This is a genomic window from Pseudomonas sp. TUM22785, assembly GCF_028198105.1.
GTDB lineage: Bacteria > Pseudomonadota > Gammaproteobacteria > Pseudomonadales > Pseudomonadaceae > Metapseudomonas > Metapseudomonas solani.
This window is the reverse complement of sequence record NZ_CP116239.1, coordinates 3,514,004-3,527,291: the sequence shown is the minus strand read 5'-3', so window position 1 is coordinate 3,527,291 and position 13,288 is coordinate 3,514,004. Positions and strand designations below refer to the sequence as shown.

Genomic DNA, 13,288 nt, shown 5'->3' with positions numbered 1-13,288 from the left:
ACGACGGCCTCCAACCCCTGTAATCACGGAAGGAGTTCCCATGAGCGTTTTTGCGCAACAGCAACGCAAGTGGTGGGCCTTGCTCGGTGTGAGCATCGCCAGTTTTCTCGGCTGCGTGGATTTCACCATCGTCAACACCGCGCTGCCGGCCTTGCAGGCCGACCTCGGTGCTTCGGTGGAAAGCCTGCAATGGGTGATCAACGGCTTCATCCTCGCGCTGTCCAGCACCATGGTGCTGGTGGGCCGGCTGGCCGACCTGCATGGCCGCCGACGGGTGCTGAACATCGGCCTCGCGGTATTCGGCCTTGCGTCCCTTGGCGCTGGGCTGGCCTCCGATATCGACGCCCTGGTGGCGGCGCGGGTAGCCCAGGGGCTGGCCTGTGCGGTGCTCTATACCGCTTCGGGGGCCATCGTTTCGGCCACCTTCGCCAGTGAGGAACAGGGCAAGGCCTTCGGCGTGCTGTTCGGCGTCAACGGCGTCGGCCTCGCGGTGGGGCCGGTGCTCGGCGGGGTGATTACCAGCGCCTTCGGCTGGCAGTGGATCTTCCTGGTCAACGTGCCGTTCGTGCTGCTCAGCCTGGCGATCATCGCCCTGGCGGCGGACGAGTCCCGTGCCGAGCAGGATGGCGTACGGCTCGACTGGGCCGGCGCGGCATTGCTGCTGGTTGGGCTGCCGAGCCTGGTGCTGGTGATCGTCCAGGGCGGCGCCTGGGGCTGGGCGTCGGCCACCACCCTGGGGCTGGTGGGCGTGGCGCTGGTGGCCTTCCTGGCATTCGTCGCGGTAGAGCTGCGCGTGCGGGCGCCCATCGTCGACCTGCGGCTGTTCGCCAACCGGCGCTTCGTCGCCGCCGTTACCGCCAGCTTCGGCCTGGCGCTGTTCTATTGCGTGGCCTTCTTCGTGATGCCGCTGTACCTGTCGCTGATCCGGGGTGAGAGCGTGCAGGCCAGCGGCCTGTTGCTGCTGCCCACCACCCTGGGCGTAGCACTGCTGTCGCCCCTGGTCGGCCGCCTGGTGGACCGCAAGGGGCCGGCACTGCTGATCCAGACCGGGTTGCTGTTCTTCGCTTTGTCGGCACTGCAGCAGGCCGGCTTCGGCGAGGGCACGTCCTTGCCGCACCTGCTCGGTGCCTTCGCGGTGATGGGCCTGGGCTGGGCCTGCATCCTCGGGCCGTCCACGGTGCTGGGCATCTCCTCGGTGCCGCAGCAGGTGGGCTCGGTGGCCATGGGCTCGCTGATGACCCTGCACAACGTCGGCGGCGGCCTGGGCCTGGCGGTGGGCGTGGGCATTTACCGCAGCTTCGCCGCCCGCGAACTGGCCAGTGCCAGTGGCGTACCGGCGGACACCGACTGGCTGGCCCGCGCCGCGGCTGCGCCGGAGCAGGGCGTGGCACTGCTGGGCGCGCACCTGGCGCAGGCCCCGGAGGTGCTGCAGGACTGGGTGCATGGCGCCTTCCTCCAGGGCTACCAGGCGGTGATGCTGTTCCTCGCCGCCAGCGTGCTGCTGGTCTGGGCCAGCGTCGCCTTGCTGCTGCGTGCCCAGGTGGCCGCGCCCGCCGAGGCGGCTGCCGAGCAGGAGCCCAGCCATGGCAAGGCGTGACGGTCGCCTGCGCCTGGGGGCCTTCCTCTCCGGCTCCGGCGCCCATGCCGGCAGCTGGCGCCACCCCCGGGCGGACGCCGACGCCTCGATCAACTTCGAGCGCTACCGGCACTACGCCCAGACCCTGGAGCGCGGGCGCTTCGATGCGCTGTTCCTCAACGACAACGTGGCGGTGGGCGAGCTGGACCCGCGCGTGCTGCGCAGCAGCGCCTACAGCCTGCGCTGGGACCCCCTGACCCTGCTGCCGGCGCTGGCGGTGGTGACGCAGCACATCGGCCTGATCGCCACCGCCAACACCAGCTACAACGAGCCCTACACCATCGCCCGCAAGTTCGCCTCGCTGGATCACCTGTCCGGCGGCCGCGCCGGCTGGAACCTGGTGACGGCGCTGATCGGCGGGGAGAACTTCAACCGCGCCGAGCACCTGCAGCATGCCGACCGCTACGCGCGCGCCGGGGAGTTCTTCGAGGTGGTCACCGGGCTCTGGGACAGCTGGGCGGACGACGCCTTCCCCCTGGACAAGACCTCCGGCACCTGGCTGGAACCGGCGCGCATGCGCGTGCTTGAGCACGCCGGCGAGCACTTTCGCGTGCGTGGCCCGCTGAATGCACCCCGGCCGCTGCAAGGCTGGCCGGTGATCGCCCAGGCCGGTTCCTCCGAAGCCGGGCGCGCCCTGGCGGCGCGCACCGCCGAGCTGGTGTTCACCGCCCAGCAGACCCTGGAGGAGGGCAAGGCCTTCCATGCCGACATCCACCGCCGCCTGGCCCTGGCCGGGCGCGGGGAGGATGAACTCAAGGTGTTCCCCGGCCTGGCCCCGGTGGTGGGGCGCACGGCCAGCGAGGCCGAGGAAAAGCACGAGGAACTGCAGGCCCTGGTGGACCCGGAGGCGGCGCTCAAGGCACTGTCCTTCCTGGTGGACATCGGTATCGACCTGGAACGCCTGCCGCCGGATGCGCCGGTGGTGCTGCCCGACCCGCTGCCGCTCACCGAGCGCCACAAGAGCCGCCAGCAACTGGTGGTCGATCTGATCCGCCGCGAGAAGCCCACCGCCGCACAGCTGCTGCGCACACTGGGCGCCGGCGGCCATCGCCTGCTGGTGGGCACACCAAGCCAGATAGTCGAGGAAATGGCCTGCTGGTACGAAGAGCGCGCGGCCGACGGCTTCAACCTGCTGTTCACCCACCTGCCCGGCGGGCTGGAGGACTTTGTCGACCTGGTGATCCCCGAGCTGCAGCGCCTGGGCCTGTTCCGCCACGAATACGAAGGCCGCACCCTGCGCGATAACCTCGGCCTGCAACGCATCGCCAACCGGCATTTCGCCTAGCCGCTCCCGGTAGCCCGGCTTCAGCCCGGGAAAGGCGCCACCGGCGGACCCGTAGGTTGGCGCCGAGCGCAGCGAGGCCCAACGATGCAATGTCCTACCTCGTATCACCGTAGGGCGGGTGAAACCCGCGTGGGATCGTGCCGGAGCGTCGGGTTTCACCCGACCTACAAGGTGGCGCGGCGTCTTGGGTTACGGCTCGCCACCCGGGCAAGCAGATCCAGGCTCGCGCACATCACGAAATACAGCAGCGCCACGAAGAGGAACACCTCGGTCGGGTGGACCATCACCCGGTTGCTCACCTGGGTGGCGACGAAGGACAGCTCGCCGACGCCGATGACGTAGCCCAGGGAGCTGTCCTTGATCAGCGACACCCACTGGTTGAGGAAGGACGGCAGCATGATAGGCAGCGCCTGGGGCAGGATGATCAGCCGCAACACCTGCCAGGGGCGCAGGCCCAGGGCGCGGCCGGCGTCCCACTGGCCCGGCGGCAGGCTCTGGATGCCAGCGCACACCGAGTGCGCCAGGTAGGCGCCGCCGATCAGCGACAACGCGCAGACCACGGTCGCCAGCGCCGGTACATCCACCTGGAACAGCACCGGCAGCAGGAAGTAGCTCCAGAAGATCAGCATCAGCACCGGAATGGCACGGAAGAAGCCCAGCACCGCCAGCAGCACCAGGCGCGGCCGGCCTTCGAGCACCGCCAGGGCGATGCCCAGGACCAGGCCCAGCGCCGCCGAGGCAATGCCCGAGAGCAGCGACAGCAGCAGGGTCAGCGCCGCACCGCCCAGGGGGCCATCGGGCCAGGCGCCGAGCAGGAAGTAATCAAGGTTGTCGAGGATTACCGAGAAATCCATCTCAGGCCTCCCCGCGCACGTGGCGGCGATGCTGGTGGATCAGCGTGCCGGCCACCTCGATGGCGATCGCTGCGCCCAGGTAGAGCAGGGTGGCGATGCCGAAGGCCTGGAAGGTCTTGAAGGTTTCCGTCTCCACCTGGCGCGAGGCGTATGACAGCTCGGCAAGGCCGATGGCCATGGCCAGGGAGCTGTTCTTCAGGGCGTTCATGTACTGGCCGAACAGCGGCGGCAGGGCCGTGTGCAGTGCCTGGGGCAGGATGATGTAGCGCCACACCTGGCCCGGTCGCAGGCCCAGGGCCATGCCCGCTTCACGCTGTTGCGGGCGCACCGAGGCGATGCCGGCACGCAGCTCTTCGGCGATGAAGGCGCTGGTGTAGAGCGACAGGCCCAGCGCCGCGGCGAGGAACTCGAAGGAGGGCCAGGCCAGCGTGACCGGGCCCAGCGCCAGCTCATGGGGCAGGTTGAGCCAGAACACCAGCCCCTCCGGCAGCAGCGCGGGCACGCCGAAGTACCAGAAGAACAGCTGCACCAGCAGCGGTGTGTTGCGCAGCACCGAAAGGTAGCCGCGTGCCGGCCAGGACAGGCGGCCGGGCAATTGGCGGCCGACGGCGACCAGGGCGCCGAGCAGGGTGCCGATGACGCAGACCAGCAGCGAGGTGCCGAGGGTCAGCAGGAAGCCGTCCAGCAGCCAATGCAGGTAACGGGGAGCGAGGAGGTCGCCGAACATTGTCGAGGTCTTTCAATGGGTGATCCCCGCATAGGCGGGGATCGGGGAGGGAAGGCGTGCGGTGTGGTCGGTGGGCTCCAGGCGCGGGCCCACCGGTTCATGGCGCGATCAGTGCACCGTGCCGATCTTGTACAGGCGCGCCAGCGGGGTCTTGGTGTCCGGGCCGAACCAGGTGTCGTAGATGGCCTGGGCGCGGCCCTTGTCTTCCAGCTCCTGCAGGGTCTGGTTGACGTACTCGGTCAGCGCGGTTTCCCCCTTGGGAATGCCGACGCCGATCAGGTCGCTGGAGATGGTGAAGGGCGGGACTTCGTACTTGTCCTTGTCCGGCACGTTGGCCAGCAGGCCGATCAGCTTGGGGCCGTCCTGGGTGATGGCCTGGACCTGGCCGTTGCGCAGGGCGGTGAAGGCGAAGGGGGTGTCGTCATAGGCCACCACCTTGGCGCCGGGGAATTTCTCCCGCAGCACGCCTTCGTTGACCGTGCCCTTGTCGACGCCCACGCGCCATTTGTTCAGGTCGTCGGTGTTCTTCAGGGTGCCTTTCTTGACGATGAACTGCTGCCCCGAGGAGAAGTACGGAATGCTGAAGTTGACCTGTTCGGCGCGCTCCGGGGTGATGGTGAAGTTGGCCAGCACCAGGTCGACCTTGTTGGCCACCAGCAGCGGCACGCGGTTGGCCGGGTTGGTGGGTTGCAGCTGCAACTTGACCCCGAGCTTGTCGGCGATGGCGCGGGCGTAGTCCACGTCCAGGCCGGCCAGTTGCTGGGTTTCGCCATCGACGAAGCCGAAGGGCGGGTTGCTGTCGAAGGCCGCGACGCGCAGGACGCCGGCCTTGCGGATGTCATCGAGGCGGTCCGCCTGGGCCAGGCCGGAGAGGGTGGAAAGGGCGAGTGCGAGGGCGGTGAGGGCAGTCAGCTTCTTCATGAATATCCAGCTCCTTTGGCGGGCCCTGGCGCACATGGCCGGGCTCCGCTCATCTGTCGGGGGCGGTCGCTTCCGGGTGGGAAGCGCCGCCGTTCGCCGGAGGGGGTTGCCCGCTGGCGAGGCGATTCTGGCAGGGGGCTGGAGCGGACAAAAAAGAATTAATTTGTCTTTTTAAATTCGATAAACGAATAAGCAGGAGCGGCGCGGGCTGCGCTGAAAGTGGCGGGCTAGAGCGGTTGCCTGGCGTGGGGTCAGGGCGCCGGGCGTTGCGGCTGCACCGAGTGGCCGAAGTTGGCGCCCATGCGCACGCCGGTAGCGGCCGGCGTGGCGAGGCCCAGCTGGTTGGCCGGGCGGCGTTCGATGGGCACCTGCAGGGCGGCCTGGTTGCGGCGGGCCGCCTCGGCGCCATCCGGGTTGGCCAGGCGCTGGCTCAGGCAGTCATAGGACAAGGCCTTGTAGCCGTTCACTTCGGCACTGATGCAACTGCCTTGCGGGGTGCCTTCATCGGCGCTGGCCAACAGCGGCGCAAGGGCGAGAACGAGGCCGGCGAGGGCGATGCGTGCGGGCATGATTGCCTCCAGATGCTGGATCATTGCCGGGAAATCTACGGTAAAAGCGCCGTCATCGCTGCGAAGTCTTTTTTGCAACGCCCGTCACACAATCGACATGAACAGACCTCAGGATTGCCTTCCTGGGTCAAGCCAGCAATGCATCGACACGCAGTACGGGTCGGAAGCCGCCTATGTCAATGGAAGCCGTGGCGAGGGGCTGCCTCGCGCCAGCGGTGCTGATCGTCCTCTTCGTCGCAGCCTGCTGCCTGGCGGCGTTGCCATGCATGGCGCTCGCGGGTGAGGGCCGGGCCGAAGAGGGCCCGCTGGAGTTCGACCTGCCGGCGCAGGACCTGTCCCAGGCCCTGGAGCGCTTCAGCGAGCTGACCGGGATGGCCATCCTGGTGGACCGCGAACTGACGCGCGGGCGGCGCTCGGCGTCGGTCAACGGCCGGCTCGGCGCACGCCAGGCCTTGGCCAGGCTGCTGACCGGTACCGGGCTCATGGCCCAGCACAGCGAAGGCCGGGCCTTTACCGTATTGCCGGCCAAGGTTTCGACGGCGCCTGCGGGGCGCAACCACGGCGCGGCGACGCGCTGGGAACAGGGCAGCTTCGCGGCGGCCCTGCAAGGTGCGTTGGCGAAGGCCTTGTGCCGTTCACCGTTGACCCGGCCCGGTGGCTACCGCGCCGCGTTGCAGCTCTGGATAGGCCCCGTCGGCCTGGTGGAGCACAGCCGCCTGCTGGGGCCCACCGGCAACCTGCGGCGCGATGCGGCACTGGTGGAAAGCCTGCGTGGCCTGATGATCGACAGGGCGCCACCGTCCTCCCTGCCCCAGCCGGTCACCGTGCTGGTGGTTCCGGAGGCGGCCGCCAGCATGGAATGCAACAAGTGGGAAGGAGCTGCGGGGGCATGAATAACAAGGAGCGTGGCACCATGCTCAGGCTGTTTCTGGCCTCCTACGAGGAGTTCAGGACGCGCCTGAGACGGCGCCTGGGGTCGGACGACCTGGCCAACGATGTGCTCCACGAAACCTACCTGCGCCTGGATCGCATGGACGAGCCGGAAGGCGTGCAGAAGCCTGGCGCCTACCTCTATCGCATGGCCCTCAACGTCGCCGCCGACCGCCGTGCCCAGGACGCGCGCCTGCTCACCGGCGAGGAGGTCGAGGACCTGCTGCACCTGGCCGAGGAGCACCTCGACCCGGCGGTGATCGTCGGCGGGCAGATCGAGATCCGGGCGCTGGTCACGGCGCTGGCGGAGCTGACGCCACGGCGTCGGCAGATCCTTATCGCGGCGCGCATGGAAGAGGTGCCGCACCTGGAGATTTCCCGGCGTTTCGGCATTTCCACGCGCATGGTGGAGAAGGAGCTCAAGGCCGCGCTGTGCTATTGCGCAGCGCGCCTGGAAAGAAAAGTGGTGCAACGGTTCGGTCCCGGCGCCGGAAAACAGTCATAGGGTCGAGGGGCTGAACGAGCGCCCCGCGACCACTCCCGAGAACAGCTGCGGTTGAACGACGACGCCATGACAGCACCCGATTCCGGCACCGCCGGGCAGACCCGGCTGGAGGAAGAAGCCCGAGCCTGGTTGCTCCGCCTCACCTCCGGCCGCGCCACCACCCGTGACGCTGAGGCCTTCCGCTTGTGGTGCTCGCAAAGCGAGCGCCACAGCGCAGCCTTCACCCGTGCCCGGGAGTTGTGGCAGGCCCTGGCGCCCGCCGCGCTGGCGTTGCAGCAGCCTGCGCCGCCGGTGGCCAGCCTGCCGCCCCGGCGCTTCGGCCGGCGTGCCTTCCTCGGTGGTGCCATCGCCGCGTCCCTGGCCGTGGTAATGGCGCGCCCCTGGTTGCCGGACGCGCTTCCCGGCATGGGCGCCGACTACAGCACCGCAGTGGGCGAGCAGCGTCGCGTGGACTTCGCCGAGGGGCTGACCCTCGAACTCAACACCCTTACCCGCATCAACCGGCGCCCCCTGGGCGGCGGCGTGGCGGGCATCGAACTGCTCGAAGGCGAAGTGGAAGTGCTGGCCAAGGCGCCGATTCGCGTGGTGGCCGGGGCCGGCACCCTGGATGCCGCCGGTGCACGCTTCAACGTCCGCGCCGTGGGCGAGGCCATCTGCGTCACCTGCCTGGAAGGCAGCCTGGCGGTGGAGGTGCGCGGGCGCAGCCTGCTGCTGCCGCCCGGCCGCCAGCTGACCTATGACGCAGGCGGCCGCAGCGAACCGATCGCCTTCGACCCGGCGGTGGTCATGGCCTGGCGCCAACAACTGCTGGTGTTCGACGACGCGCCCCTGGCCACGGTGATCGACGAGATCAACCGCTACCGCCCGGGGATGATCCTGCTGGTCAACCAGGAACTCGGCCGGCGCAAGGTCCAGGCCCGCTTCCGCCTCGACCAGTTGGCCGAAGTCGCCGCCCTGATCCGCGACGCCTACGGCGCCACGGTCACCGAGCTGCCGGGCGGGGTGGTGCTGCTCAGTTGATCGGTGCCACGCGTATGCAGCACGTAGGTTGGGCTGAGGTACGAAGCCCAACGTAGCGATGTCGAGCACCGCACCGTTGGGCCTCGCTGCGCTCGGCGCCAACCTACGGTTTGTGCACCCCAACAACGCAACGGCCCGGATAAACCGGGCCGTTGGCGTTTCAGGTGGCTTCATCCTCCGCGGGTGGCGGCTTGCGGGGCTCGCGCAGGTGGTCGAAATAGAACAGCACCAGGCCAAAAGCGATGATGAGACCGATGATGACCAGGCCGATATGAGCGTTCTGCATCGCGGATTCCAGTTCCAGGAAAGCATGGGCTCAGGGCTGCGGGGGATTGTCGGCCAGGCGCCATTGGCGAGGCCAGCGGCGTTGCGGCAAAAGGCTGTAGGGAAGGGCGGAGCGAAGGCGGGGCCGCCAGGACAGCGGCCCCGCGTGCGGGTCAGACGAAGCCCTGTTCGCCAAAACCACGGGGCAGGCGCTGGCGGCCGGGCAGGGCGGCGAGGTGTTGCTCCCAGCTGCTGCGCCAATCGTTGGCGGCGTTTTCGGCCTTGGCCTTGCGGGCGGCACGCCGTGCGGCATTGCGCGCGGTGCGACGGGCCTCCTTGAAGACTTCGGTGTTGCGGCAGGTGCGGCACTTGACCCGTGCCAGTTCAGTGGTGGAAACCAGGTTGTTGCCGTGATGACCGCAGGCGAGGTGGCCGGCGACCTTGTAGTGAGTGACCATCGGTGGGTCTCCTTATGTACGGCCGCACCGCGCCGATACCTCGGCCACGGTTGGCACGTTAATGGGTCCTACCTGGTTTTCGACTGCGGATGGGGTTCCGTGGTTCGGTTTATCGAAGCGGCGGCTGGGCTGCAGGCCACGGATGCCGGGCCAGCGAAAGATCGGAATCGAGCTGGTGGCCTGGGCGGAAGGGCAGTAGATTCGCAGCTCTCATAAGGAGCATCTGGCATGGACAACCCCTATCAATCCCCTTCATCGGCTTCCCCGGCGGAGCTGACTGCCGACGGATCGAGCAAGAACCCCATTGCGCTGCGCCTGGCGATTATCGCGGCCGGCGCTATCCCGTTCCTGGTGCTGCTGTGGCACAGCGGGGAAATCTGGGAGCTGCTCAGGACCGGGGGCATCTCCCTGTTCGGGGCCGCCGGGCTCTACCTCTTCGCGCTCCTCCTCACCCTCGCCGGTGCGCTGCTGTTCTTCTCACGCCGGTCGGCGCTGTGGCTGCTCCTGGCCTGCCTGCCTTACCCGCTGTATGGCGTGGCGACAGCGGTGGATCGCCCCTCGCAGCTGTTCGGCATCCTCTCGCTCGTCTGCATCACAGCTTGCCTGGCGTATTACTGGCGGCTCAAGAGAGCGGCCTGACTCATTCGGTCTTGAACCTGATCCGGTTCACCCGGTACTCGATCATGCTGCTGTGGGCCACCATGGATTTCAGCCATTCATCCGCCACTTCCTTGCGGGTGAATGCGCCCATGGAGGCGACGCGTTTCCAGTTCTTCTCCTCGCGCAGGCGTGACTCCAGGACATAGACCGCCTCCAGGCCCGGGTCCTGGTACCAGGCTAGCGGGGCGTCCTTGCGCTGTTCCAGTTCGCGCAACTGCTTGAGCAATGACTTGGCCTTGGCCTCCCATTCCCGCGCCTTCTGTTCCGCCTGGGCCTGAACCAGAAGCGCCATGTCGCGCTGGGCGCGCAGCTGTTCGCTGCTTTCGAGGGTTTGCTGGGCTCGCTCATTTAACGTTACGGCCTCGGCGTTACGCTTTTCCGCCTGGCGCTCGCGGTAGGCGCGTTGGCGCTCGGCGTTGCTCATGGCGTTGCCGGTGGCGGGGCGGCCGCGTTTGCGGGATTCGGGGGTGTTCATGGGGCCGTTCCTGGGGAGACGGCGCAATTCTAGTTACGTAACGGAAAAAAGAAAGCGTTACGTAACGAAAATGTCCCGTGGCGACAGGCACGCCGCCACGGGAGATCCGCCTCTAGATATACCCCTGCAACGGCACCCGCCGTATGCGCCCATCCAGCGGGGTGGTGACGCCGCCGGGGAGGGGCAGGGGGCGGCCGTGGAGGCCCATGCCTTCGCTGACCAGCACGGCGTCGTCCAGCAGGCAGAGGTTGGAGGGGGTGTCCAGGCCGGTGGCGAGGACGCGGGTGGTGCCGGTGGCCAGGTCGCAGTGCAGCAGGCGGCCGCTGAAGCGCTCGAAGCCGCCGTGGCGGGCTTCGCCTTGCCAGTCCGGGCCGAGGGGCTGCAGCAGGGAGCGGCACAGCTCGAGGATCAGCAGCCCGCCGCCCGGCGTGAGGGCCAGGCCGGTGGGCAGTTGCAGGCCGGTGATCAGCGGCTGGATGCGCCCGTCCTCTGGCCAGACGCGGATCACCTGGCCGGCCCGTTCGACGAAGTCGACGCCTTGGCGCGTCGGGTCCAGCCGGCGTTCGCCGGAGAACAGGCTGACCAGGACTGCACCGGTGGTGGGCTCGTACACCAGGGTGACCGGCACCGCGTCCTGGCCCTGGTCCATGTCGGGTATCTGGGCGACCACCCGTTCACCCTGGTCGTCGAACTCCACCACCTGGTTGGTATCGGGCTTCACCGACAGCCAGGTGCGTCGCCTGGGGTGGAAGCACAGGGCGTTGAGGTTGCCACGGCTGTGGAACACCGCCGTGGGCGGGTTCTGCGCCAGGTCGAGCACCCGCGAGCCTTCGACGTAGTCGGTGAGGCTGGCCAGGCAGCGGCCGTCGGCGCAGGCGATGTCCGAGAGCCCCATGATCTCGTCGCGCAGCATGCGCACCTGCATGTTCATGGAGCGGTAGCCCTCGGCGACGAGCTCGGCGGCCAGGTAGGCGCCGGGGCTGCCCGGTGCAGGGCGCAGGCGGCTGATACGGCCGCTGAAGGGCGCGTCCGGGTGGCCCGAGCCGGCTTCCACCAACAGCAGGCTGCCGTCGGCTTGCAGGCACAGGCCCCGAGGGTTGAGCAGGCCTTCGACGACCACGGTGGAACGGCGCAGGTCTTCCTGTGGGGAGGGGGGGATGGTCAGGGTCATGGGTGCCTCCTGCTCATGGCTGCCAGGGCGTGCTGGTGAGGTAGGCCTTGAGCAGCGCCCGCTGGCTAGGCGACATGGAACGCACCACCGGCATGTACAGGGTGGTGCCGCGATAGGCATCGGCGGTGCGCGCGACGATGGCCGCGCGGGCGTTCCAGATGGCGTCCTGCTGGTTCAGCGGGATGAACCGCGACATGGCCGGGAAGGCCAGGTAGTGGAAGCGCAGCACGGCCGGGTAGACCTGGTCCCAGGTGGGAACACTGCCAGCGGGGATGCCGAAGTCGGTGATGGAGTAGAAGCGGAAGTTGCTGAAGCCTTTGCCATCGCCCAGGGAGAAGGCGAGCTTGGTGTAGCCGGCCTTGGCGGAGGTTGCTTCCTTGCGCGTGAGGGGAATCGACACGCTGGTCTGGCCCTGGCTGATCGGGACATTGGCGTGGTACTGCAGCAGGTTCCAGTTGTTCGGGTCGACGAGGGCTCCCGGGAAAGTGCTTTTCAGGGCGATGCTGCCATTGGCCGGCACCGGCCCTCCCAGGTAGCGCACCTGCAGGTCGAGGGTGACGCCTTCCGGGTACTCGTCCATGTACAGGTTGCGTTGGTCGCTGTAGAGCCGGTAGGTCACTTCGGCTACCGCCAGGGTGGTGCCATCGACGCTGTTCGGCGCCGTGATGGAAAGGGCCGTGGCCTGCGCTGCCGCCGACTGGGTGGAGGTCAGCGGCAGGTCGACGATGCCGCCATAGAGGGAGTAGTTCACCAGGTAGGGGCTGGTGTCGGGCAGCGTCGCCAGCAGGGTGCTGCCGGCACTGATGCTGACCGGGCCGTAGTCGATGTTCGGGCCTATGGGACTGGTGATGTCGGTGCGCACCGCGCGGAAGTTCGCCTTGGGGATCAGGTTGACCATGTCCAGGCTCAGCATCGCCTGGCTGCTCAGGCTGTACTGCTGGGCATAGCCCGCGCCGCCGGTGCCGCCGTTCACCAGTTGGCGCCCGACCGGGCAGATCAGCGGCTCGCCGGCGAAGGCCGGGGCCAGGGTGCCGATGACCCGTCCAATGCTGGGGTTGGGGGTGTACTGGCCGGCGGCGTAGTCGGCATCGAGTTGTGGCGTGGTCATGCCCGGGCACATCTCGAACATCACGAAACGCACCACGATGCCGGTGGCGCCGGGCGCCTGGATGATGGACTTGAGCATCGCGCTGTTCTGGTTCCAGCTGACGATGGCGCTCAACGGGAAGGTGACCTGGAAGGTGCCGGACAGCGGCGAGGAGCCCGGGGCGTCATCCTCGCCGTTGAGCAGCCGGGGGGCCACGTCGAAGCTGCTGGCCACCACGTCGGCCTGGATCACCAGTTGCGGGTTGCTGGTGCCGCCGATCTGCAGGCCGCCGATGTAGATCTGCGTGGTGATGCCGCTGGAGGGGTCGAGGTCCACCATCATCGGGCCGGAAACCGGCGGCTGGTTGGTCACCGGGTCCTTGGAGCCGAGCAGGTAGACCGGTTGCCCCACCAGGTCGCCGGTGGTGCTGATGGCGCCCGGGGTGCCCTGGGAGCTGATCAGTACGTTCTGCATGTCCACCACGTGCTGGCCATAGTGGTTCCAGCCCCCGGCGGTGTAGTAGTCGCCGGTCGGGGCGTTGATCCATTCATTGAGCTGGTCGTCGCTGTAGCCGGCGGCTTCGGATGCGATCTGGGAGTTGGGCAGGTCGAACAGGTGCAGCTTGCGATTGCCCTGGGGGATGGTCGGCGAGTTGTTGGGCAGGCTCACGTCGGTGCGGATGCCGCCCCAGAAGTTCAGTCGGGGTCCGTTCAGGATGCTCATGGG

At 68.2% G+C, this 13,288-nt stretch carries 15 protein-coding genes; 6 read left to right on the top strand and 9 right to left on the bottom strand.

Going from position 1 to position 13,288, the window contains the following annotated elements; all coding sequences use genetic code 11:
* The first annotated feature begins 40 nt into the window (after nucleotides 1–40).
* Both PI990_RS15980 and PI990_RS15975 read left to right on the top strand, forming a co-directional pair.
* Nucleotides 41–1,597 (top strand): DHA2 family efflux MFS transporter permease subunit, encoded by a 1,557-nt coding sequence (locus PI990_RS15980; protein WP_271657701.1) that lies wholly within the window; start codon nucleotides 41–43, stop codon nucleotides 1,595–1,597.
* Entirely contained in the window at nucleotides 1,584–2,921 is a 1,338-nt protein-coding gene (locus PI990_RS15975; RefSeq protein ID WP_271657700.1) for an LLM class flavin-dependent oxidoreductase, read from the top strand. The genes PI990_RS15980 and PI990_RS15975 overlap by 14 nt, the downstream gene beginning before the upstream one ends.
* A 164-nt stretch (nucleotides 2,922–3,085) precedes the next feature.
* Here the strand turns inward: PI990_RS15975 and PI990_RS15970 are convergent, their stop codons facing one another.
* The 4 genes from PI990_RS15970 to PI990_RS15955 form a co-directional block, all read right to left on the bottom strand.
* The gene (locus PI990_RS15970; RefSeq protein WP_271657699.1) at nucleotides 3,086–3,775 is read right to left on the bottom strand and encodes an amino acid ABC transporter permease; all 690 of its coding nucleotides are present in this window, start codon (nucleotides 3,773–3,775) and stop codon (nucleotides 3,086–3,088) included.
* Between the two features lies 1 nt (nucleotide 3,776).
* Nucleotides 3,777–4,502 carry an amino acid ABC transporter permease gene (locus tag PI990_RS15965; RefSeq protein ID WP_021221902.1) on the bottom strand — a complete coding sequence of 242 codons (726 nt, stop codon included), beginning with the start codon at nucleotides 4,500–4,502 and terminating at the stop codon, nucleotides 3,777–3,779.
* Nucleotides 4,503–4,610: 108 nt separating this feature from the next.
* The gene (locus PI990_RS15960; RefSeq protein ID WP_271657698.1) at nucleotides 4,611–5,423 is read right to left on the bottom strand and encodes an ABC transporter substrate-binding protein; all 813 of its coding nucleotides are present in this window, start codon (nucleotides 5,421–5,423) and stop codon (nucleotides 4,611–4,613) included.
* A gap of 251 nt (nucleotides 5,424–5,674) precedes the next feature.
* A complete protein-coding gene (locus PI990_RS15955) occupies nucleotides 5,675–5,992 on the bottom strand; it encodes a hypothetical protein (RefSeq protein ID WP_184490439.1) in 318 nt (105 codons plus the stop codon).
* Between the two features lie 173 nt (nucleotides 5,993–6,165).
* Here PI990_RS15955 and PI990_RS15950 point away from each other — a divergent pair, with 173 nt between their 5' ends.
* The 3 genes from PI990_RS15950 to PI990_RS15940 all read left to right on the top strand — a co-directional run bounded on the left by PI990_RS15950 (nucleotide 6,166) and on the right by PI990_RS15940 (nucleotide 8,447).
* Nucleotides 6,166–6,885, top strand: coding sequence for an STN domain-containing protein (locus PI990_RS15950; protein WP_271657697.1), 720 nt, complete (start codon nucleotides 6,166–6,168; stop codon nucleotides 6,883–6,885).
* The gene (locus tag PI990_RS15945; RefSeq protein ID WP_271657696.1) at nucleotides 6,882–7,427 is read left to right on the top strand and encodes an RNA polymerase sigma factor; all 546 of its coding nucleotides are present in this window, start codon (nucleotides 6,882–6,884) and stop codon (nucleotides 7,425–7,427) included. The genes PI990_RS15950 and PI990_RS15945 overlap by 4 nt, the downstream gene beginning before the upstream one ends.
* Nucleotides 7,428–7,493: 66 nt before the next feature.
* Nucleotides 7,494–8,447: a FecR family protein gene (locus PI990_RS15940; RefSeq protein WP_051241916.1), complete on the top strand. Its 954-nt coding sequence runs from the start codon at nucleotides 7,494–7,496 to the stop codon at nucleotides 8,445–8,447.
* Between the two features lie 160 nt (nucleotides 8,448–8,607).
* Here PI990_RS15940 and PI990_RS15935 read toward each other — a convergent pair whose 3' ends face one another.
* Together PI990_RS15935 and PI990_RS15930 are read right to left on the bottom strand one after the other, a co-directional pair.
* Nucleotides 8,608–8,733, bottom strand: a complete 126-nt coding sequence (locus tag PI990_RS15935; RefSeq protein WP_021221908.1) for a hypothetical protein — start codon at nucleotides 8,731–8,733, stop codon at nucleotides 8,608–8,610.
* A 151-nt stretch (nucleotides 8,734–8,884) separates the two neighbouring features.
* Nucleotides 8,885–9,169 carry a hypothetical protein gene (locus tag PI990_RS15930; protein WP_021221909.1) on the bottom strand — a complete coding sequence of 95 codons (285 nt, stop codon included), beginning with the start codon at nucleotides 9,167–9,169 and terminating at the stop codon, nucleotides 8,885–8,887.
* A gap of 228 nt (nucleotides 9,170–9,397) precedes the next feature.
* On the opposite strand from PI990_RS15930, the gene PI990_RS15925 reads away from it, so the two are divergent.
* Nucleotides 9,398–9,808: a hypothetical protein gene (locus tag PI990_RS15925; protein ID WP_271657695.1), complete on the top strand. Its 411-nt coding sequence runs from the start codon at nucleotides 9,398–9,400 to the stop codon at nucleotides 9,806–9,808.
* A 1-nt stretch (nucleotide 9,809) separates the two neighbouring features.
* On the opposite strand, the gene PI990_RS15920 is transcribed toward PI990_RS15925, so the two are convergent.
* The 3 genes from PI990_RS15920 to PI990_RS15910 all read right to left on the bottom strand — a co-directional run bounded on the left by PI990_RS15920 (nucleotide 9,810) and on the right by PI990_RS15910 (nucleotide 13,285).
* Entirely contained in the window at nucleotides 9,810–10,304 is a 495-nt protein-coding gene (locus PI990_RS15920) for a hypothetical protein (protein WP_271657694.1), read from the bottom strand.
* Nucleotides 10,305–10,416: 112 nt separating this feature from the next.
* Complete coding sequence (locus PI990_RS15915; RefSeq protein WP_271657693.1) at nucleotides 10,417–11,475, bottom strand: hypothetical protein; 1,059 nt, start codon at nucleotides 11,473–11,475, stop codon at nucleotides 10,417–10,419.
* A 13-nt stretch (nucleotides 11,476–11,488) separates the two neighbouring features.
* Nucleotides 11,489–13,285 carry a hypothetical protein gene (locus PI990_RS15910; RefSeq protein WP_271657692.1) on the bottom strand — a complete coding sequence of 599 codons (1,797 nt, stop codon included), beginning with the start codon at nucleotides 13,283–13,285 and terminating at the stop codon, nucleotides 11,489–11,491.
* Between the last annotated feature and the right edge of the window lie 3 nt (nucleotides 13,286–13,288).